The organism is Microbacterium sp. PA5 (genome assembly GCF_049860775.1).
Classification (GTDB): domain Bacteria; phylum Actinomycetota; class Actinomycetes; order Actinomycetales; family Microbacteriaceae; genus Microbacterium.
Window position 1 is genome coordinate 349,746 of record NZ_CP187567.1, and the last position, 19,482, is coordinate 369,227.

The following is a 19,482-nucleotide window of genomic DNA, read 5'->3' on the forward strand; positions in this document are numbered from 1 at the left end:
TCGGGACCGCCGCCGGCCGATGTCCCGCATCGTCATATCGAATCCTGGATCCAACTCTTGCGCCCAGCGCAGCTCGGGAATATTGTATCCAAGTAGTCAATGACGAAAGGTTGTCTCAATGCTGAGAAGCGACTTCTACAACGAGACCGATGAATCGCGGAAGACGCCCGATCCCCAGGTCGACGAGCTGCTGAAGGGCGCGGTGGATCTCCACCAGCACCCCGGGCCCAGCCCCCTCCCTCGTCGTCTCACCATCATGGAGGCGGTCGAAGACGCCTCGCTGGCAGGGTTCCGCGCGCTCGTCGTGAAGTCGCACCACGACAACACCGCCACGATGATCGACGTTCTCAAGACCGCCGGGCTGAACGACTTCGGAGTCCAGGTCTTCGGCGGCGTCGCGCTCAACTGGTACACGGGCAACGTCAGCCCTTACGTGGTGGAGAACGCGCTGTACGGGGGCGCGAAGCTCATCTGGCTTCCGACCATCTCGTCCCGCGCGCACATGGCGAAGGACCACCCCCCGGGGAGCACCTTCGCCAACCCGGTGCTGAAGGAGGGTGCGGCCAACCGCGTCACCGACGACGACGGCAACCCGACCGACGATGTGCGGACGATCTTCGAGCTGATCGCCTCGTACGACGCGATCCTCAACTTCGGCCACCTCTCCGCGGACGAGATCGACGCCGTTCTTCCCGCCGCCGTCGAAGCCGGCGTCACCCGCATGATCGTCAGCCACCCGCCGCTCCTGGAAGGAGGCAGCCCCGAGCGCGCCGCCAACTGGGCGGCCAAGGGCGCCAAGATCGAGCACGTGGCGGGCACTCTCCGCCGGATGGAGGTGGCCGACCTCGAGCGCTATGTCGACGCCACCGGCATCGAGAGCACCTATCTCGCATCGGACTACGGTCAGCGGGCCAATCCGCTCCCCGTGACCGGCTTCCGCATGACCGCCCGCCGACTCCTCGACGCGGGCTGGCCGGAAGACCGGGTGCGTCGCTTCATCGCCGGCACCGCCAGCGAGCTGATCGACGGATTCGAGTGACCCGGTCCGCAGCCGAGGCGGCCATCATCGGCGCGTACGAGCATCCCGCGCGGAAGATCCCCGACGGCACCGTCGCCGACGTCATCGCCGACGTCTCGTTCGGCGCCATGGCCGACGCCGGCGTGACGCCCGCCGACATCGACGGATTCTTCTTCGCAGGCGTGCACCAGGGGCTCTCGCTGGTGGCGATGGCAGATCATCTGGGACTCGACGGTCTCCGCCACCTGGACAGCACCGACATCGGCGGCGCCTCGACACTCTCGCAGATCGGCCACGCCGTCGAGGCGATCCGGTCGGGCACCTGCCGGATCGCCCTCGTGGCGATGGGCGGGAAGCCGCTGTCGGCGGCCCCGCGCCCTGCTCCCGTCGACGCGGGAGCGCGCTATCAGCAGGATGTCGATCTGTCGCAGATCGCCGCCTACGCCCTGGTCGCCCAGCGTCACATGTACGAGTACGGCACCACCCGCGAGCAGCTCGCCATGGTGAAGGTCACCGCATCCCGGCATGCCAGCCTCAACCCGAACGCCCGGCTTCCCTTCGAGGTCAGCGTCGAGGAGGTCATGGACTCGCCGCTCATCAGCGACCCGCTCCGGCGGCTCGACTGCTGCGTCACCACCGACGGCGGCGGCGCGATCGTCATCGCGGCGCGCGACGTGGCGGAGTCCGCCGGCCGTCCGGCGGCGTGGGTGCACGGCTGGTCGGAGACGGCCCGCACCACGAGCGGAGGGCGCGTGGATCTGATGCGCGGGGGCGCCGAGCGCACGAGCGCTCTCGCCTACGCGCAGGCGGGCGTGACGGCATCCGACATCGGCTACGCGTCGATCTACGACTCGTTCACCATCACGGTTCTCCTCGGCCTCGAGGGCCTGGGGTTCTGCGAGCCGGGCCGATCGGGTCGGTTCGTGCAGGACGGGGGGCTTCTCGCACCTCACGGCGGCCTTCCCACGAACACCGACGGCGGTGGGCTGAGCAACAACCACCCCGATCGCCGCGGCGGGATGGCGCGGACGATCGAGGCGGTCAGGCAGGTCCGCGGTCAGGCTCACCCCGACCTGCAGGTGCCGGACCTCCAGCACGCGATCGTCCACGGCACCGGCCACTCTCTCGGAACGATCGCCTCGGCGGCCACCGTCGTGCTCGGAAAGGAGTCGCGATGAGCAGCGTGCACGAGCGATTCCTCGAGGAGCGACGCGCGGGCAGGTTCGTCGTGCCCTCGTGCGAGACGTGCGGGCGCACGCACTGGCATCCTCGCTCGCACTGCCCCGCGTGCGGTTCCCCGAGCATCGCACTCGTCGAACCGGCCCTGCCCGCCCGCGTCTACACGTACACGGTCAACCGCCGGCCACGCCGGAGCGGCGACGCCGAAGGCGGCGACCACGGCGCGACCGCCATGATCGGCTACGTCGAGTTCGAGGACGGCATCCGCATCCTCGCGAACCTCGACCGCATCGACCCCCGTCACGCGATCGGATCCGCCGTGCGGCCGGAGGCCCGTCGCGTCGGCGAGGAGACCCTGTTCGTGTTCGTCCCGGCAAGCGACTGTTGAGTGGCCGGGTCGACGCGGACCGCGACGTCGCCGACGTCTCGGAGGTGGCAGTGGGCGCTCGGCGTGCAGGCGGCCCTGGGGCAGGCGGCATGGCAGGGGACGCGTCTCATGGTGGCCTACGCGGCGCTCGACGCCACCGGATCACCGGCGTTCGTCGGCCTCGTCGCCGCTGTCTTCGCCCTCTCCGGCTTCGTGGTCTCGATCCCGTCGGGACGCCTGATCGACCACTACGGAAGCGCCCGAGTGGCGCTGATCGCGACGCTCGTGTGCCTGGCGGGGATCGGTGTCGCGTTCGCCGTGCCGCCGGTCGTGGGGATGCTGCTCGTCGCGGTGGTGATCGGAGCGGCCCACATCTACGTCATCGTCGCCCAGCAGGGCTTCGTGGCGCGGGCGGCCTCGGGGAACCTGGATTCGGCGTTCGGCACCCAGACCGCGGCGGTGTCGATCGGTCAGCTCATCGGCCCTCCGGTCGTGACGATCGTCGCGGCGTCTGCGGGGACCAGTGCCACCCACCCCGACACCGGGGTCGGACTGATCGTCTGTGCAGCTCTCCTGCTGCTCGCTCTGCCCACCTACTTCGGCCTGCGACCGGTGGAGCGGAGGCTGCCCCCGCAGCGCGCCCCGGAGCAGAGGGCGGCCAAGCTCGGCGACATCCTCCGGGTGCCCGGGATGATGCGTGCGCTGCTGGTGGGTGCGGCCGTGCTCGTGACCGTCGACCTCCTCGCCGCGTTCACGCCGGTGTGGGCCGTCGCGCAGGACATCCCCGCCGCGGTCGTCGGGTGGCTGCTGGCGCTGCGTGCGCTGTTCACGATCTCGAGCCGCTTCGGGGTGAGCCGTCTGGTGCGGCGCTACGGGCGGAAGCCCCTGCTCCTGCTGGCGATCTCGCTCGCGGCGCTCGCCATCGCGCTGCTCCCGTTCGCCGATGCGTGGTGGGCGATCCCCGTGATGGCGATGATCGGCCTCGGGTTGGGGCTTCCGCAGCCCCTGACGCTCGCCTGGATGTCGGCGCTCGCTCCGGCGCATGCCCGCGGTGCCGTCTTCGGCGCGCGCATGACGGTCAACCGGCTCGCGCAGGTGGGGCTCCCGCTCATCGTCGCCTACGTCGCCGGACCGATCAGCGTGCTCGCCGTCTTCTGGACCACCGCCGCGATCCTCGTCAGCAGCGCGGTGGTCGTCGCGACCACCGGGGCGCAGGTGCTGAACGAGAACGCGTCGACGGACGACGTGGACCGTGACGCCGGCTCGCCGGACAGTCCCTCGTAGGACGCGCAGCCGATGGAAAACCGAAACCACCACCGAGAGAATCACCGTGACGAAGGAGTGACATGCCTCATACCGAAGGCCTCATAGGCACATACCGGCAGTTCTGGGAAGACGAGCCCGACGAGACGTCGGGCGACGCATCCATCTGGTACCACCGCACGCAGAACGGCGTGTCGGTGTACCTCAGCGGCCCGAAGGGCTCGACCTACACCCGCACGGGGAACCCCGACGAATCGTTCGTGTGGGCGCTGTTCACCGGGGTACGGGTGACGGCGGGGGGCGACGAGATCGTCGGCCAGGCCGGTTCGGTGTTCATCGTGCCGCCGGGCGACAGCACCGTCGAGCTCACCGAGGACGGATCGGTGTGGCTGGGATTCACCGCCCACGCCGACGACCTCGTGGCGAAGTGCCCGAACAAGTCGGAGTACGAGCCGCCCGTCGACAACATCGCCCCCATCACCCCTCTGGGCGAGCCCGTCGACGGATACGCGCTCAAGCACTGGGATCTCAACGCGTCCCCGGATGGTCCCCGCTGCTTCGTGCACCGCACCGCGATGTCGAAGTTCCGATGGCCGTTCCGCTCGCAGCCGCGCGACCCCGAGAAGATGAGCCCGCACGACCACGAGGACTTCGAGCAGGCGTCGCTCATCATCGCCGGCACGATGGTGCATCACATGCGCCGGCACTGGACGCGCAACTCGCGCGAATGGAAGGCCGACGAGCACTACGTCGTGGTGGCACCCGCGGTCGCCATCTCGAAGCCGCCGGACATCCACACCACCCAGGCCGTGACCAGCGGCGCGACGGTCGGGCTGATCGACTACTACGTGCCGCCGCGCTGGGACATCGTCACCACCCCCGGCATGGTCACGAACGAAGGCGAGTATCCGATCCCGGACGAGGCGCCGCGCAGCTACGGGCGATCGGACTTCGTCTATGCCGCCGACGATCCTCGCCGCGCCCTCGAGACCAAGTCCGCGGGATAGGAGGTCCTCCGGACGTGGGTGCCCGCGTGATCCGGCCCGGCATCGCTGCCGTCGCGCAGCCGATGCCGGGCCATCCGCTCGGGTCCTCGAACTGCTATCTGATCGCCACCGACGGCGGCGCCATCGTCGTCGACCCCGGCTACGAGCGGCCGGGCACCCTGCGCCGCATCGCCTCGGGGCTCGCATCGATCGATCGTCGGCTCGCGGATGTGCGCACCGTCGTGCTGACCCACCACCACCGCGATCATGCGGAGGCGGCACACGCCGTCCGGGTGCACACCGGCGCGGCTGTCGCGGTGCATCCGGCGGACGAAGGGATGCCTGCCGTCGGGGTGTGGGGGGCGACGCCGGGGTCGCCGGTGCCCGCTTCCTGGGGCGTCCCGGCGCCACTGCGGACGCGAATGCTCGCCCGGCCGCCCGCGCTCGTCGTGCACGCCGACCTCGATCTTGCACACGGAACCGCGCTGGCGACGACCCAGGGGGCGATGCGCGTCGTGCACACGCCGGGACACACCGGCGGGTCCATCTGCCTGGTCATCGACGACGCCCGTGTCGTTCTGATGGGGGACCACGTCCTGCCCGACATCCACCCCGGCGCCGGCCTGGGCGGCAGATTCGCGGCGAACCCTCTGCTCGCCTATCGAGAGTCGCTGCGCGCGATGGGCGAGTACGACGGATTCGTCGGCCTTCCCGGGCACGGCGCCCCGCTCCACGCGGTGCCGCGGCGAGCGGGGCAGATCGCGCGCCACCACGGACGGCGCACGCGGGAGGTGGCGGACGTCATCGCCGGACACCCGGACGCGACGGTGTGGGAACTCGCGAGGCGGGTCGGCTGGAGCGGAGGCTTCGAGGCCCTCGACGACGGCCGCATGCTCTCCGCCCTGCGCCAGACCTTCTGGCACGCGCAGCTCGCTCCGCGAGACGGCAGCTGAAACTGGTGCCGCCACCGCCGTGCCGAGGTGCCCGGCCGGCTAGCCGGCGGACGCGGAGGGGATCGCGGGGGAGACCGGATCGGCCGTGCTCGCCGACGTCGCGTCGAGGAACGGATACAGCCAGTCCTCGATGACCTCGAAGCGGTCGGGAGCGAGGCTGTGCAGCGCGGACAGGCCGACCCGATCCGCGGTCACCAGGCCGCACCGGCGGAGGATGGCCAGGTGCCTCGACGCCGAGAAGCGGGACAGCTCGGCCTCCTGCGCCAGTGCGTTGATCGGCATGCCGGATGAGTCCGCATCGCCGTGGTCCGCCCGATGAGCGCGCAGCACCTGAAGAAGCTGGAGTCGGTCGCGATTGGCGAGAGCGTGGAACAGCGAATCGAGGTCACCGTCCCTGTCGTCCGGCTCGGACATGATCCCTCCTTCAGCGCGCGTCGACGTGTCGAGAAATTGTATCTTGGATCCAACCGTGCCGATCGGCGGACTCGCCCCTCACGTCGTCGCCGAGGGGCTCCTACTGGCTGAGTTCCCGGCTGAGCCGATCGAGGAGGATCTCGAGCGATGCCTCGAACTCCTCGTCGCTGCGATCCTCACTCAGGAGGCCTCGGAGGCGCATGACCTCCGGCGCATCCTCCACGCTGCGGGCGGCGTCCCCCTCGGGGATGTCCGCGTCTCCCTCGTCGAGAGGCTCGTCCGCCGGGGAGACCGCCGCACCACGGACGGCGGATTCCAGGAGCAGCTGGCCCAGGAGGAAACTCGTGAACGACCGGTAGGCGCCCACCGCCTGCACATCGGTGAACCCGTAGCCGAGGAGGGCCGCCAGGAACGCGTCGACGACCTCGATGCTGCGCAGCGGCGGTCGCAGCCACGGCGCCGCGGGGTGCCGGGTCGCCACGAGCGGGAAGGCCTTCGGGTGGTCGACGGCGATCAGTCGCACCTCATGGGCCAGGCTCTGGAGGAAGCCCTGCCAGTGCTCGGTGAGCTCGGCGTTGAGTCGCGAGATCAACCCGCCCATCAGCGCGTCGACCACGCCCTCCAGGAGGTCCTCCCGGCCGTGCACGTACCGATACAGCGACATCGCCTCGACGCCGAGCTCCTTCGCGAGCGAGCGCATCGACAGGCCGTCGGTGCCGGCGCGATCGATCTGGGAGAGCGCCGTCCGCACGATCAGCTGCCGGCTCAGGCGGCCACTGTACGACGTCGTCTCGTCGCTCTGCGCCTGGCTCGACATCACCGCCCGAATCTCGCTGCGGTCTCGGTCAGCTCACTCCGCAGCGTCCGCCCACACTAGCTGCCTTACTTTGTAAGCAGCATCCTCCGTCCTCGGATAGAGTGCGACCGTGGGAACCATCTACTACGGCGGCTCGGCGACACCCGTCCATATCGAAGACCGGGCGCTGGCGCATCTGAAGGTCGTGGTCGCCACCAAGCTGCGCCGAGGCGAGAGCTTCACGCTCTCCTGGCAGCATCCCGACGGCCAGGAACGCGGGCGCAGCACGCTGTGGCTCCATCCGTCGATACCTCTGCGATTCGTGTTCGACGAGCCCGATCCCCCCGAACTCAGTCGGGCGTGGCTCGAGGAGCTCTCGCAGACGGCGAGCTCCTCCGGTGGGATCTCGCTCGTGGCGGAGCACATCGCATCCACGCCGCCCGAGGTGCCGGACCCGTCTCCGCAGCAGGTGGTGGTGGCCAAGGCCCCGACCGCGTGAGCGGTCCCCCGCACGAGCTCCGGGTCGGCACGCCGTCCTAGACGCGATCCGCCGGTCGCGCAAGGCCTTGTCCCGGGCTCGGCCGTGCCGTGAGACTCGGGCGATGGCGTTCATCGGATATCACGCATCGCACGAACAGCTGCCCCCGAGTGAGCTGCGGGAGACCGTGGTCCTCGCCGAGCGCGCCGGATTCGACGGCGCGATGTGCTCGGACCACCTCGCGCCCTGGGGCGTCGCACAGGGGCAGTCGGGGTACGCGTGGAGCTGGCTCGGGGCGGCGCTCGCCTCGACGTCCTTCTCGATCGGCGTCGTGACCGCACCGGGGCAGCGCTACCATCCCGCGATCTCGGCGCAGGCGATCGGCACCCTGGAGGAGATGTTCCCGGGCCGGTTCTGGGCGGCGCTGGGCAGCGGCGAGGCGATGAACGAGCACGTCACCGGCGACCCGTGGCCCCCCAAGCCGGAGCGCAACGCGCGGCTGCAGGCGTCGGTCGAGACGATCCGCGACCTCCTGGCCGGGCGCGAGGTGACCCGCGACGACGAGATCCGCGTGCACCGCGCGAGGGTGTGGAGCCGCCCCGAGACCCCGCCGCCGCTGTTGGGCGCCGCCGTCACCGCCGAGACCGCCGCATGGCTGGCGGGGTGGGCCGACGGGCTCGCGACCGTCAACCAGTCGCCCGACGCGCTCGCACGGGTGATCGCCGCCTACCGGGGCGCGGGCGGCCGCGGTCCCGCGGTGCTGCAGGTGCACATCTCCCTCGAGGACACGGAGGACGCGGCCCTGGCGGTGGTGCGGGACCAGTGGCGGCAGTCGGCGGTCCAGGGCGTCTCGCCGTGGGACGTCGAGCAGCCGGAGGACTTCGACGCCCTCGCGGGCAACCCGAGCGACGACGCTCTGCGCACCGGGGCACTCGTGTCCACCGATGCCGAGGAGCTCGCCGGGCGCATCGCGGGGCTCGTGAGGCTCGGATTCGACCGGGTCTACCTGCACGGGATCAGCACCGATCAGCGCGCGTTCCTCGACCGGGCGGAGCACCAGCTGCTCCCCGCGCTGAGGGGGCTGCTGTGAAGATCACCGACACGAGCGACCTCTGGTGGAAGTCGGCGGTGATCTACTGCCTCGACGTCGAGACGTATCTCGATTCCGACGGCGATGGGATCGGGGACTTCACCGGGCTCGCCCGGCGCATCGACTACCTGGCCGACCTGGGCGTGACCTGTCTGTGGCTCATGCCCTTCTACCCGACCCCGGATCGCGACGACGGCTACGACATCAGCGACTTCTACGGGGTCGATCCGCGACTCGGGAGCCACGGCGACGTGGTCGAGGTGATCCGGACCGCGCACGATCGCGGCATGCGGGTGATCGTGGACCTGGTGGTCAACCACACCTCCGACGCGCACCCGTGGTTCGTCTCCGCGCGTCGCAGCCGCAACTCCCCGTACCGGGACTTCTACGTCTGGCGGGACGAGCCGCCCCGCCATCAGCAGCCGACCGTGTTCCCGGGTGAGGAGGCGACCGTGTGGGAACTCGACGAGCGGTCCGGCCAGTACTTCCAGCACGTCTTCTACAAGCACCAGCCCGATCTGAACATCGCGAACCCCCGGGTGCGGGACGAGATCGCCAAGACGATCGGCTTCTGGCTGGCGCTCGGGGTCAACGGGTTCCGCATCGATGCCGTGCCGTTCCTCATCGAGCCTCCCGAGGGCGTCGACCTGGGCGATCCGCACGAGCTCCTGCGCGACATCAAGCGGTTCCTGCAGCGGCGCGTGGGAGACGCGGCACTCCTCGGCGAGGTCAACCTCCCCTTCGCGGAGCAGCTGGACTTCTTCGGCGGCCCGCGCGGCGGCGAACTCGACCTGCAGTTCGACTTCGTCTCGATGCAGGCGCTGTACCTCTCCCTCGCACGCAGCGATCCCGCACCCCTGGCCGACGCGCTCCGGTCCCGCCCCGTCATCCCGTCCGAGGCGACGTGGGCCAACTTCGTCCGCAACCACGACGAACTCACCCTCGACAAGCTGAGCGACGCGGAGCGCGAGGAGGTGTTCGAGGCGTTCGCCCCCGACGAGGCGCAGCGCGTCTACGGGCGGGGGATCACCCGCCGCCTCCCGCCGATGCTCGCCGGCGATCCTCGCCGGGTGCGGATGGTCTACAGCCTCATGTTCTCGCTGCCGGGAACCCCCGTCCTGTTCTACGGCGAGGAGATCGGGATGGGCGAGAACCCCGAGATCACCGGGCGCCAGGCGGTGCGGACGCCGATGCAGTGGAGCGACGAGCGCAACGGCGGGTTCTCGACGGCCCCGCCCTCGCGCCTGGTCGCGCCGCCGCCGAGCGACGGCTACGCGCCGGCCCACGTGAACGTGCGTCAGCAGCGCACCGACGACGACTCGTTGCTGCTGTTCATCCGCCGGCTCATCGGCCGTTACCGGGCCTCACCCGAGATCGGATGGGGAAGCCTGGAGATCCTCGACCACGATGCGGCCGGGGTGCTCGCGCACGCGGTGGACTCCGAGCTCGGGCGCATGATCCTGCTGCACAACTTCACGGACGCGCCGGTGGCGCTGCGTCTGGACATCGGAGCGCAGGAGGAGGGCACGCGACTCATCGACCTCGACCGCCCCGAGCGCGTCCCCGTCGGGGCCGAGCGGCGCATCGACGTGGAGCTCCCGGCCTACGGTCACCGGTGGCTCCGGGTCTCGCCTCCCGGCGACACGCGGATCGGCTGAGAAGGTGGAGCGATGATGATGCCGAAGGAATGGGTGCTCGTCCGCCACGGCGAGAGCGAGGGAAACGTCGCGGCGACGCGCGCGGAGAGGCTTGGCGCGGAGGTCATCGAGCTCGACGTCCGCGACGCCGACGTGCCCCTGTCGGGGACGGGCGAGGAACAGGCCCGCGCTCTGGGGGCGAGGCTGCGCGCGCTCGAGCCGGCGCCGCAGGTCGCCTGGGTGTCGCCCTATGTGCGCGCGCGGCAGACCTTCGCGCTGAGCACCGAGGACGGGCCGCTCATCCCGCGGGTGGTCTCCGACGAGCGGCTGCGCGACCGAGAGCTCGGGGTGCTGGACCTGCTGACGCGTCGCGGCGTCGCGGCCCGCCACCCCGAGGAGGCGGAGCGGCGGGCCCACCTCGGGAAGTACTACCACCGGCCGCCCGGCGGCGAATCGTGGGCGGACGTGGCGCTGCGCCTGCGCTCGTTCCTGCGCGACGCGGCCGACGCGGCGGACGGCTCCGGTGGACCGGGGACGACAGCGGGCACCAACCCGGGCACGATGCTCGTCGTCGCCCACGACGCGGTCGTCATGCTCCTGGTCGCGCTGCTGACCGGCATGGAGGAGTCGCAGCTGCTCGACTTCGCCGCCGCCCATACGGTGCTCAACGCGTCGATCACCCGCGTGGTGTGGGACGGCGCGCGCTGGGAGGTCGTGGAGTTCTCGGACGTCCGGCACCTCGAGCGCGCCGGTGCCGATGTCACGGTCCATCCGGGGAGTCCCGATGTCGAACCCGAGTGATCCCGTCGCCGTCACTCCCGGCCTGCTGCGGACGTGGGGCCTGCCCGAACCGGGCGAGTCGAAGAACTCCCGCGGCCGGGTGATGGTCGTGGGCGGGTCGCGGACCTCGCCGGGGGCGGTGGTGCTGGCCGGAGAGGCGGCGCTGCGCGTGGGGGCCGGGAAGGTCGGCGTCGTCACCTCGCCGGGCGCGGCCGATGCCGTCAGGGCCTCGTTCGCCGAAGCGGGGATCCACGAGCTGGCCGCCGGCGGCGGCGCGACCGCCCGGGAGGTCGTCGCGGACCTGGAGGCGGCCGATGTCGTCCTCGTCGGGCCCGGGATCGACGATCCGGATGTCGCGCGTGCGCGGCTGGGGCTGCTCGCCGAGGCGCACGTGCGATGCGCGGTGCTCGACGCCTTCGCCGTCGGGGTGCTCCCGCAGATCGATCGCCGCGCGCTGCCGGCGTCGCTCATCGTCAACATGAACCTCGACGAGGCGGCCCTCCTCCTGGGGCGCGAGGTGGACGACCCGATCCGCGACGCCGTGGACATCGCGGCGCGCCTCGATGCCGTCGTCCACTGCTACGAGGCGGTCGCCACGCCCGCGGGCGCCGTCTGGCGCGTGGCCCCCGGCGGCCCGGGACTGGGGACGGCCGGGTCGGGCGACGTGCTCGCCGGCGCGATCGCCGGCTTCGCCGCCCGCGGCATGGACCTCGAGCGCGCGGCGTCGTGGGGCGCGTGGTGTCACGGCCGGTCCGGTGATCGGCTCACCGAGCGGATGGGTCTCGGCTTCCTCGCCCGCGAGCTGGCGTCCGAGCTCCCGTACGCCGTGCGCGAGGCCGAGGGCAGCGCCTCCTAGGCGGGCGCGCCGCACGGACCGGCCTCGGCGCCGTACCCGGGATGGGGGCGCGGTGCAAGGCCCTGGAGGGATCGCGGCGGCCGACCTTGACTGGCGGGCATGGACTTCACACCTCGGCACGCCATCGTCACCGCCTCCGACTCGGGCATCGGCGCCCAGACCGCCATCGCCCTCGCCGACGCAGGGATGGACGTCGGCGTCACCTGGCACAGTGACCGCGAGGGCGCCGAGAGCACGGCGGCGGCCGTCCGGTCGCGCGGCTCGCGTGCGGTCGTGACGCGCCTGGACGTCACCCGGCTGGACGAGGTCGCGGCGGTCGTCGACGGGCTCGCCGACGAGCTCGGCGGGGTGGACGTGTTCGTCAACAACGCGGGCGGCGGGGGCGGGACGCCGTTCCTCTCCCAGTCGCTGGAGGAATGGCGCGACGTCGTCGGCCTCAACCTCGACGGGGCCTTCGTCGCCATGCAGGCCGCGGCCCGCCGCATGGTGGCGGCCGGGGGAGGCGGGCGGATCATCGCGGTCACGAGCGTGCACGAGCGCCAGCCGCGCGTGGGCTCGTCGGCGTACGTCGCGGCCAAGCACGGACTCGGCGGACTGGTGAAGACGATGGCGCAGGAGCTCGGCGCCGAGGGCATCACCGTCAACGCCGTCGCGCCGGGGGAGATCGCGACGCCGATGAACGACATGAGCTCGGAGGACGCCGAGAGGACCCACCGCCCGGGCATCCCCCTCGGGCGGCCGGGGCGGCCGGAGGAGATCGCGGCGGTCGTCGCGTTCCTGGCCTCGCCGGCGGCGGCGTACGTGACCGGCGCCAGCTGGACCGTGGACGGCGGGATGCTGCAGATGGGCCCGCAGGCCGGGTCGCACCTGCTCGACGACCGGTGGCGCGACGGATGACGCGCTGAGGTGGCGGGTGCGTCGGAGGCGCCCCGGCTGGGCGTGCTCGGCGTCGGCACCATGGGCGGACGCATCGCCCTCCGTGCTGCGGAGCGCGTCCCCGTCGCGGTGTTCGATCGCGACCCCGACCGTGCGCGGAGTCTCGGCGCCGCCGTCACGGCGGTCGCGTCGGCCGCCGCGCTCGCCGAGCGCTGCGACGTCGTCCTGGTGGTGCTTCCCGATGCCCGGGCGCAGCGCGAGGCACTGTGCGGAACCGGCGGATCCCGGGGGCTGGTCGAGGCGATGGTTCCCGGTGCCCTGCTCGTCGACCTGACCGGCGGCGATCCGGCCGTCTCGCGCGAGGTCGCCGAACGCGTCCGGAACCGCGGCTGCCGGTTCGTCGCGGCTCCGGTTCGCGGCGGGCCGCGCGACGCGGAACGCGGGACGCTGCGCGCCTGGACCTCCGGCGATCCCGACCACGTGGACGCCGCCGCCCGGGTGCTCGCCGCGGCGGGCTGCGTGGCGGAGACCACGTTCGCGGGCTCCGATCCCGGCGCCGCGCTCACGGTGAAGCTCCTCACGAACGCGCTCTGGTTCACCCAGGCCGTGGCGAGCGCCGAGGCCGTCGTGGCGGCGCAGGTGGCCGGCATCGAGCCGGCGAGGTTCGCCGCACTGCTCGCCGACGGCCCCGCTGAGAGCGCGTTCGTGCGCGACTATCTCGGCCGGCTGATCGACGGCGACACCGTGCCGGACTTCGCCCTGAGCGCGGTCGTCGGACAGCTCGACGTGGCGACGCGGCTGGTGGCCGATGCGGGCGGCGGCAGCGGTGCCGTGGCCGCCGTCCGAGACGTCCACCGCGCTGCGCTCGCGCGGTACGGGCCGGTCGCCGGCGAGCTGCTCGGGGCCCGGCACGTGCTCGACGCCGTCGACGGTCGCGTCCCGCAGGCCGAGGGAGGTCCCGCGACCACCCAGCGCTGAGCCTCACCCCTGCGGGCTCACCGCTCCTCGTCGACGGGGGCGGGGAGCGTGATGCGGACGACCGTCCCCTCGCCGAGGACCGACGTCACCGACACGTCGCCCCCGTGCACGCGCACGACCTCGCGCACGATCGCGAGCCCGAGGCCGGTCCCCTGCACCGCCTGATCCTGCGCATTGCTCGCGCGGAAGAAGCGGTCGAAGACCTGGGGCACCTCGTCGGTGGGGATGCCCATCCCGGTGTCGGTGACGCTGATGCTCGTGCGCGGGCTCCCGTCCGGCGCCGTGCCCGGCCGCACCTCGACGCGGACCTCGCCCCGCGCGGGGGTGAACTTGACGGCGTTCTCCACGACATGCGCGAGCGCCTGCTCGAGCGAGCCCTCGTCGCCGTCGACCGTCGTCCCGGCGTCGACGTCGAGCGAAAGGCGCACGTCACGGGAATCGGCGAGCGTGCGGAGGGAGGCGTCCACGCGGTGCAGCACCGGGTCGAGGTCGAACAGGGCCGCGTGCGCCTCGCCGTCGGCCGCCTCGAGGCGCTCGAGCAGCAGCATGTGCCCCGCGAGATCCTGGAGGCGGCGTGCGTGGCGCTCGATCACCCAGAGGCGGGTCCGCGTGTCGGCGGGCAACGACGCCTCGTCGTCGAGCACCAGGTCGAGGTAGCCCAGGATCGACGTCAGGGGCGTCCGCATCTCGTGGCTCATCGTCCGGATCATGTCGCTCTTGGCGCGGTCGAGTCCCTCCAGCTGCCGGAGCAGCCGCTCCCTGCTCGCCAGCATCCGGGCCAGTGCGGCGTGGCGGGACAGCACCGAGACGGCGGCGAGCACGACGGTGGCGGCGGCCAGCACGAGGGCGATGGCGGGGACGGCGGTCTGGGTGGCGACCAGGAGCACCCCGAGGCCCGCCAGGACCGCGAGCGCGGGAACGGGGAGGGTTCGCGGGTTCTCCGCTGCCGGAGGGGGGTCGGGCTCGAGCCGGGTCACGCCGTCCACCCAGATCGCGGCACAGGCGACACCCGCCGGCCACAGGGCGTCCAGCAGCGTCCCGGCGGCATAGGCGCCGTGGTGGACCAGGAGCGCGTAGGCGATGTCGGCGCCGGCGAACAGGAGGAAGCCCGCGACGAGGAACTGCCAGCGCGGGCCCAGTCGCAGGACCGGGGAGGCGGAGATCGCGACGACGGCCGTGATCAGGAGGAGGTCGAAGAGCGGATAGAGGGCGGCGATCGCGCCGTCGAGCACGGTGGTGCCGCGGGTGGCGTCGGAGAAGACGGGCGCGAGGATGACGGCGAGCACCGCGGCCGCGCCCAGCGAGGCCACCGCGCCGTCGAAGAGCGCCGACCTGATCGATCCCTGCGACTGGCGCACGACCAGCACCAGCAGCGCGGCCATGGTGAGGGGGTAGTAGAGGAGGTAGCCGAGATCGGCGAGCGAGGGGGACGGCAGCGTGCCGCTGGAGTCCATCGCGAGCGCGTAGAACGTGTCGCCCGCGGCGTTGAAGGTCACCGCGGCGGCCGCGAGCAGCACCTCCGGTCGCGTGAAGCGGGTGCGCACCGCCACCAGCCAGAAGACGCCGACGGGGACCCACTGGGCCACGAGCGAGAGGACGGCGACCGGTGTCGGAGCCGGGTTCCCGGGCACGAGCAGTGCGGCCACGAACAGGACGTTGACGAGCACGGTGAGGCCGATCAGCACGCGGATCGCCGTGTTCAGCGCCCCGCCGCGGGCACCGTCGAGGGAGGTCCCGCCGGGCTCGGAAGTGGCCCTCACGGTCGAACCTCCTCGCCCTGACCGTCGCTGCGCTTCGCCGCGCGCGACCGCATCCCGAGCATACGGTCTCCGGGCGCTCAGACCCGCGAGAGAAGTTCAGACCCGCGAGAAGTTCAGGCCCGAGAGAAGTTCAGACCCGCGAGAAGTTCAGACCCGCGTTCACGACGTGGCGTCGAGGTCCGCCTCCAGGTCGGCGAGCGCGCGGCGGGCCTGCGCGATGCGGCGCGCCACCGGCTCGTCCCACCACGCCGGGCCCCGCTCTCCCAGGCCGTGCTTCGCCAGCCCGACTCGGCGCCGGGCCGCGGCCACCGCGTCGGCGTCTCCCCGCCTGCGGGCGGCTCCGACCGCGGACCGAGCGCGGCCGAGGTGCGAGGTGAGCGCGTCGACGAGATCGGGCGGCAGCGCGGGATCGGTGCGGCGCCATCTCCGCCCGTCGACGACGAGCCATCGCTCCGACGTCTGCTCGCCATCGTGGGTCATGCGGCGATCCTCGCTGCAGCGCGACCCGGGCGGCAGCGCCTTGACATCCTTCTCGGGCGGTGCACGGCGTGCAGACGCCGGGGGTCAACCCCCTCCGCCGTGACCTCGACGATTCGTAGTGTCGCCGGAGGAGGTGCTGCATGAACAGCGATCAGCGCGGCGGAGACCGTCGCGACATCCAGTCCATCGAGCCCGGCGTCGACGAGGGCGCGGCGCGGTCGACGAAGGCTGCGAGCCCGGAATCGCTGAGCGACGCGGGGCTCGGCTCCCGCGCGTCGGCGCGCACGACCGATGCCGAGCACCGTGACGGCGCGGGCGGCATCCGCCGAGCAGTGTGGCTGGCGGTCGGGCTCGCCATCGCCGTCATCGCGATCGCCGTGCTCGCGTTCCTCGTGCCGACGGCACCGGCGCTCGCGTGGATCGGCATCGCGCTCCAGGTCGCGCTCGCCGCGCTGCTGGTGGTGAGCGCCCTCGCCCTGCCCGCGGGCGGCTACCGGGCCTCGCGCTTCGCGTGGATCACGGGCTTCCAGGCGGCGGCCGTCGTCGTCGTGCTCGTGCTGATCCTCGTCGTCGCGCTGGTCTGACCGGCGCGACGACGTTCTCGCGCTAGATCTTGCCGCGTAGCCGCATCGAGAGCGCCCCGGCGGAGATCTGCGCGGCGGCGCCGAGCTGCGGCCAGATGCCCGCGTCGACGGCGATCTTGCGGAACGTGATCCCCACGGCCGCCGCGGGATAGCCGTTGTGGTCGAGGGCGGCCACCGCGACGGAGGCGCAGTCCGGGGTCACCTCGCCCGTCTCGACGGCGTAGCCGCGCGTGCGCGTCTCGGCGAGGATGTCCTCGAACTCGCGGAGCGTCGCCGGCCCGCGGCCGTTGCGCGTCGTGAGGCTCGCCGGGTGCGGGTAGAGCGCGCGGACCTGCTCGCGGGGGAGCAGGGCGAGGATGGCGCGCCCGGTCGCGGTGAGGTGCGCCGGCAGGTGCACGCCGATGTCCGTGACCAGCGACGGCGCCCGCGGCGCGGCGTGCTTGACCACGTACTCCACGTCGTCGTTGTGCAGCACCCCGAGGTGTCCGACCACGGGCAGGCCCGTGCGCCTGACCAGCTTCTCGAGGAGGGGCTCGGCGAGCCTGCTCACCTTGCCGGCGCGCAGGTAGCCGCTGCCGAGCTCGGACATGAGCGGCGACAGCCCGTAGGCCCGGTCCTCCGGGAAGTGGACGAGGTAGCCCTCCTCCTGCATGACCTTGATGAGCTGGAAGGTCGTCGACCGGGGCAGGCCGACCTCGCGCATCACCGTGGCGGCGCGCACCGGTCCGCTCTGACTCGCGACGAAGCGCAGGACGCGGAGGGCGTGACGGGCAGCGGGGATGTCGCTCATGCGCACACGGTACCCCGCAGTCCGGTATCCCGGACTGCATCCCGGGATCCCTCTGGGCAACCCGGCACGGGCCCGGAACGGATGGGAAACACGGGCGAAACGACGACCGGGCAGGTCTGAGATCCCGGACTCGGGGATGCTCCCGGCCCCTGCAGACCGCGATTTCGGGTTCCTACCATGGCTCTCAACTCCTCGGCTCAGCCCGGGAGCGGGGGTCCCGAAACCCATGCCGAACGGCCGCGGCGCATCCTGCACCACCCGACATCGACGCACCACAGAGAGGTAAGACCATGCACACCGCACGTCTTCGCACCGCTGCCGCCGCCGGCATCGTCCTCGCCGCAGCCCTGGCCCTCGCGGCCTGCAGCTCGGCGGACCCGGCGCCCGCCGAGTCCGCCAGCCCCGCCGCCGAGGTGTCCACGCCGTTCGCCGGCGAGACGCTGACGCTGGCGACCGACGCCAACTACCCGCCCTGCCAGTTCTTCGAAGAGGGCTCCGACGTGATGATCGGCTACGAGGTCGACCTGTGGGACGCCATCGCCGCCAAGCTCGGCGTCACCCTCGAGGTCGAGAACACGCAGTTCGCCAGCCTCATCCCCGGCGTCCAGTCCGGTCGCTACGACATCGCCATGGAGTGCATCAGCGACAACGCCGAGCGCGAGCAGGAGGTGTCGTTCGTCAACTACATCTTCGACAAGACCGACGTCGTGACCATCGAGTCCTACGACGGCCCGATCACCGAGGGCGACGACCTCAGCCTCTGCGGCGAGACCATGGGCGCCCAGACCGGCTTCGACACGATCGACAAGGTCAACGACATCCTCAACCCGGCGTGCGCCGAGGCGGGGCTCGACCCGGTGGTCATCCAGGAGTACCCGAACGCCGCCGACACGTACAACGCGCTGAACTCCGGCCGTGTCGACTTCATGATCCTCGGCACCTCGGCCGCCGCCTACCTCAACCAGACGGCGCCCACTCCGATCAACTACGCCTCGATCCAGTCGTTCCCGCAGAAGTACCTCGGCATGGTGATCGCCAAGGACAACACCGAGCTCCAGGAGGCCATGCTCGCCGGCCTCGAGGCCGTGATCGCCGACGGCACGTACATGGAGATCCTCGAGAAGTGGGGCATGGAGTCGCTCGCCCTCGAGGAGCCCGGCATCAACCTCGCCACCACCCGCCCGCTCGACTGACCCGACGCCGCCAGGGGGCGGCGGCACCGTCCGCCCCCTGGCCGCACCCACCCGCTCCCGACCCGATGGAGGACACCATGACCCTCACGACACCCGAAGGCGCGCCCGCCCCGGCGGCGCACTTCGTCGCCCGACGCCACCCCTGGCGGGGCGTGGGCATCGTCGCGGTGCTCCTGGTCGCCCTCCTCGCCGCGGTCACGGTGATCACCAACGAGCGCTTCGCCTGGCCGACCGTCATCTCGTACCTGTTCGACCCGAAGATCCTCTCCGGACTGTGGATGACGATCTTCCTCACCTTCATCGCGATGGTGATCGGACTGCTGCTGGGCGTCGTCATCGCCGTCATGCGGGTCTCGGAGAGCCGCACGCTGCGCTGGTCGAGCGGTCTCTACGTCTGGTTCTTCCGGGGCACGCCCGTGCTGGTGCAGCTCGTGTTCTGGTACAACCTCGGCTACCTGTTCCCCGAGCTGACCCTCGGCATCCCGTTCCTCGAGCCGTGGGTGTCGGTCACCACCAACGACGTCGTCACCCCGCTGCTCGCCGCCATCCTCGGGCTCGGCCTCAACGAGGGCGCCTACCTCGCCGAGATCATCCGCGCCGGCATCCTGTCGGTGTCGGTGGGCCAGCGCGAAGCCGCCACCTCGATCGGCATGACCCGCGCGCAGTCGTTCCGCCGCATCATCCTCCCGCAGGCGATGCGGGTCATTATCCCGCCCACGGGCAACGAGACGATCGGGATGCTGAAGTCCACGTCGCTCGTCTCGGTCATCGCGCTGTCCGACCTGATGTACAGCGCGCAGAGCATCTACTCGCGCACCTTCGAGGTCATCCCGCTGCTGCTCACCGTGTCGATCTGGTACCTCGTGCTCACCTCGGTCCTGAGCCTCGGGCAGAGCAAGATCGAGGCCCACTACGGCCGCGGCGTCACCGCCGCCGAGATCGGCGGGCCGGCCCGCAACGACCTGTTCCCCCTGTTCCGCCGCACCGGAAAGGCAGCGTGAACG

At 71.8% G+C, this 19,482-nt stretch carries 21 protein-coding genes; 16 read left to right on the forward strand and 5 right to left on the reverse strand.

Annotation, left to right across the window (positions count from 1 at the left end; genetic code table 11):
* Positions 1-118 precede the first annotated feature (118 nt).
* The 6 genes from ACPWUT_RS01615 (at position 119) to ACPWUT_RS01640 (ending at position 5,766) form a co-directional block, all read left to right on the forward strand.
* Complete coding sequence (locus ACPWUT_RS01615) at positions 119-1,039, forward strand: DUF6282 family protein (RefSeq protein ID WP_425839969.1); 921 nt, start codon at positions 119-121, stop codon at positions 1,037-1,039.
* Positions 1,036-2,196, forward strand: a complete 1,161-nt coding sequence (locus ACPWUT_RS01620; RefSeq protein ID WP_425839972.1) for a thiolase domain-containing protein — start codon at positions 1,036-1,038, stop codon at positions 2,194-2,196. Before ACPWUT_RS01615 ends, ACPWUT_RS01620 begins: the two co-directional genes overlap by 4 nt.
* On the forward strand, positions 2,193-2,585 hold the full coding sequence (locus ACPWUT_RS01625; RefSeq protein ID WP_425839975.1) for a Zn-ribbon domain-containing OB-fold protein: 393 nt from the start codon (positions 2,193-2,195) through the stop codon (positions 2,583-2,585). Before ACPWUT_RS01620 ends, ACPWUT_RS01625 begins: the two co-directional genes overlap by 4 nt.
* On the forward strand, positions 2,586-3,848 hold the full coding sequence (locus ACPWUT_RS01630; protein WP_425839978.1) for an MFS transporter: 1,263 nt from the start codon (positions 2,586-2,588) through the stop codon (positions 3,846-3,848).
* A 62-nt stretch (positions 3,849-3,910) separates the two neighbouring features.
* Entirely contained in the window at positions 3,911-4,834 is a 924-nt protein-coding gene (locus ACPWUT_RS01635) for a hypothetical protein (protein ID WP_425839981.1), read from the forward strand.
* Positions 4,835-4,848: 14 nt separating this feature from the next.
* A complete protein-coding gene (locus ACPWUT_RS01640; protein ID WP_425839984.1) occupies positions 4,849-5,766 on the forward strand; it encodes an MBL fold metallo-hydrolase in 918 nt (305 codons plus the stop codon).
* 39 nt (positions 5,767-5,805) lie between these two features.
* On the opposite strand, the gene ACPWUT_RS01645 is transcribed toward ACPWUT_RS01640, so the two are convergent.
* Both ACPWUT_RS01645 and ACPWUT_RS01650 read right to left on the reverse strand, forming a co-directional pair.
* Entirely contained in the window at positions 5,806-6,180 is a 375-nt protein-coding gene (locus ACPWUT_RS01645) for an ArsR/SmtB family transcription factor (RefSeq protein WP_425839987.1), read from the reverse strand.
* Positions 6,181-6,280: 100 nt separating this feature from the next.
* A complete protein-coding gene (locus ACPWUT_RS01650; protein WP_425842336.1) occupies positions 6,281-6,997 on the reverse strand; it encodes a TetR/AcrR family transcriptional regulator in 717 nt (238 codons plus the stop codon).
* A gap of 109 nt (positions 6,998-7,106) precedes the next feature.
* On the opposite strand from ACPWUT_RS01650, the gene ACPWUT_RS01655 reads away from it, so the two are divergent.
* The 7 genes from ACPWUT_RS01655 (at position 7,107) to ACPWUT_RS01685 (ending at position 13,671) form a co-directional block, all read left to right on the forward strand.
* Positions 7,107-7,475 (forward strand): hypothetical protein, encoded by a 369-nt coding sequence (locus ACPWUT_RS01655; RefSeq protein ID WP_284528692.1) that lies wholly within the window; start codon positions 7,107-7,109, stop codon positions 7,473-7,475.
* 103 nt (positions 7,476-7,578) lie between these two features.
* A complete protein-coding gene (locus ACPWUT_RS01660; protein ID WP_284528693.1) occupies positions 7,579-8,544 on the forward strand; it encodes a TIGR03885 family FMN-dependent LLM class oxidoreductase in 966 nt (321 codons plus the stop codon).
* Positions 8,541-10,202 carry an alpha-amylase family protein gene (locus tag ACPWUT_RS01665; protein WP_284528694.1) on the forward strand — a complete coding sequence of 554 codons (1,662 nt, stop codon included), beginning with the start codon at positions 8,541-8,543 and terminating at the stop codon, positions 10,200-10,202. The genes ACPWUT_RS01660 and ACPWUT_RS01665 overlap by 4 nt, the downstream gene beginning before the upstream one ends.
* Positions 10,203-10,214: 12 nt before the next feature.
* The gene (locus ACPWUT_RS01670; protein WP_284528695.1) at positions 10,215-10,982 is read left to right on the forward strand and encodes a histidine phosphatase family protein; all 768 of its coding nucleotides are present in this window, start codon (positions 10,215-10,217) and stop codon (positions 10,980-10,982) included.
* Complete coding sequence (locus tag ACPWUT_RS01675) at positions 10,966-11,817, forward strand: ADP-dependent NAD(P)H-hydrate dehydratase (protein ID WP_425839992.1); 852 nt, start codon at positions 10,966-10,968, stop codon at positions 11,815-11,817. Before ACPWUT_RS01670 ends, ACPWUT_RS01675 begins: the two co-directional genes overlap by 17 nt.
* Before the next feature lie 99 nt (positions 11,818-11,916).
* Complete coding sequence (locus ACPWUT_RS01680) at positions 11,917-12,714, forward strand: SDR family oxidoreductase (RefSeq protein ID WP_425839995.1); 798 nt, start codon at positions 11,917-11,919, stop codon at positions 12,712-12,714.
* A 9-nt stretch (positions 12,715-12,723) separates the two neighbouring features.
* Positions 12,724-13,671: an NAD(P)-dependent oxidoreductase gene (locus ACPWUT_RS01685; RefSeq protein WP_284528698.1), complete on the forward strand. Its 948-nt coding sequence runs from the start codon at positions 12,724-12,726 to the stop codon at positions 13,669-13,671.
* 17 nt (positions 13,672-13,688) lie between these two features.
* Here the strand turns inward: ACPWUT_RS01685 and ACPWUT_RS01690 are convergent, their stop codons facing one another.
* Both ACPWUT_RS01690 and ACPWUT_RS01695 read right to left on the reverse strand, forming a co-directional pair.
* Positions 13,689-15,431, reverse strand: coding sequence for a sensor histidine kinase (locus tag ACPWUT_RS01690; RefSeq protein WP_425839998.1), 1,743 nt, complete (start codon positions 15,429-15,431; stop codon positions 13,689-13,691).
* A gap of 159 nt (positions 15,432-15,590) precedes the next feature.
* Positions 15,591-15,911, reverse strand: coding sequence for a biopolymer transporter Tol (locus tag ACPWUT_RS01695; protein ID WP_284528700.1), 321 nt, complete (start codon positions 15,909-15,911; stop codon positions 15,591-15,593).
* Between the two features lie 140 nt (positions 15,912-16,051).
* Here ACPWUT_RS01695 and ACPWUT_RS01700 point away from each other — a divergent pair, with 140 nt between their 5' ends.
* Positions 16,052-16,495 (forward strand): hypothetical protein, encoded by a 444-nt coding sequence (locus tag ACPWUT_RS01700; protein ID WP_425840001.1) that lies wholly within the window; start codon positions 16,052-16,054, stop codon positions 16,493-16,495.
* Positions 16,496-16,517: 22 nt separating this feature from the next.
* Here ACPWUT_RS01700 and ACPWUT_RS01705 read toward each other — a convergent pair whose 3' ends face one another.
* Positions 16,518-17,285 carry an IclR family transcriptional regulator gene (locus tag ACPWUT_RS01705; RefSeq protein WP_425840004.1) on the reverse strand — a complete coding sequence of 256 codons (768 nt, stop codon included), beginning with the start codon at positions 17,283-17,285 and terminating at the stop codon, positions 16,518-16,520.
* Between the two features lie 290 nt (positions 17,286-17,575).
* Between ACPWUT_RS01705 and ACPWUT_RS01710 the strand changes: the two genes are divergently transcribed.
* Both ACPWUT_RS01710 and ACPWUT_RS01715 read left to right on the forward strand, forming a co-directional pair.
* Positions 17,576-18,478, forward strand: coding sequence for an ABC transporter substrate-binding protein (locus tag ACPWUT_RS01710; RefSeq protein WP_284528703.1), 903 nt, complete (start codon positions 17,576-17,578; stop codon positions 18,476-18,478).
* Between the two features lie 77 nt (positions 18,479-18,555).
* Positions 18,556-19,479: an amino acid ABC transporter permease gene (locus tag ACPWUT_RS01715; RefSeq protein WP_284528704.1), complete on the forward strand. Its 924-nt coding sequence runs from the start codon at positions 18,556-18,558 to the stop codon at positions 19,477-19,479.
* Positions 19,480-19,482: the final 3 nt, after the last annotated feature.

Coding starts and splice junctions, on each gene's coding strand:
- ACPWUT_RS01625 (WP_425839975.1), top strand. CDS start 2,193: ATGAGCAGCGTGCACGAGCGATTCCTCGAGGAGCGACGCGCGGGCAGG.
- ACPWUT_RS01680 (WP_425839995.1), top strand. CDS start 11,917: ATGGACTTCACACCTCGGCACGCCATCGTCACCGCCTCCGACTCGGGC.
- ACPWUT_RS01645 (WP_425839987.1), bottom strand. CDS start 6,180: ATGTCCGAGCCGGACGACAGGGACGGTGACCTCGATTCGCTGTTCCAC.
- ACPWUT_RS01710 (WP_284528703.1), top strand. CDS start 17,576: ATGCACACCGCACGTCTTCGCACCGCTGCCGCCGCCGGCATCGTCCTC.
- ACPWUT_RS01670 (WP_284528695.1), top strand. CDS start 10,215: ATGATGATGCCGAAGGAATGGGTGCTCGTCCGCCACGGCGAGAGCGAG.
- ACPWUT_RS01715 (WP_284528704.1), top strand. CDS start 18,556: ATGACCCTCACGACACCCGAAGGCGCGCCCGCCCCGGCGGCGCACTTC.
- ACPWUT_RS01615 (WP_425839969.1), top strand. CDS start 119: ATGCTGAGAAGCGACTTCTACAACGAGACCGATGAATCGCGGAAGACG.
- ACPWUT_RS01650 (WP_425842336.1), bottom strand. CDS start 6,997: ATGTCGAGCCAGGCGCAGAGCGACGAGACGACGTCGTACAGTGGCCGC.
- ACPWUT_RS01700 (WP_425840001.1), top strand. CDS start 16,052: ATGAACAGCGATCAGCGCGGCGGAGACCGTCGCGACATCCAGTCCATC.
- ACPWUT_RS01695 (WP_284528700.1), bottom strand. CDS start 15,911: ATGACCCACGATGGCGAGCAGACGTCGGAGCGATGGCTCGTCGTCGAC.
- ACPWUT_RS01660 (WP_284528693.1), top strand. CDS start 7,579: ATGGCGTTCATCGGATATCACGCATCGCACGAACAGCTGCCCCCGAGT.
- ACPWUT_RS01675 (WP_425839992.1), top strand. CDS start 10,966: ATGTCGAACCCGAGTGATCCCGTCGCCGTCACTCCCGGCCTGCTGCGG.
- ACPWUT_RS01635 (WP_425839981.1), top strand. CDS start 3,911: ATGCCTCATACCGAAGGCCTCATAGGCACATACCGGCAGTTCTGGGAA.
- ACPWUT_RS01705 (WP_425840004.1), bottom strand. CDS start 17,285: ATGAGCGACATCCCCGCTGCCCGTCACGCCCTCCGCGTCCTGCGCTTC.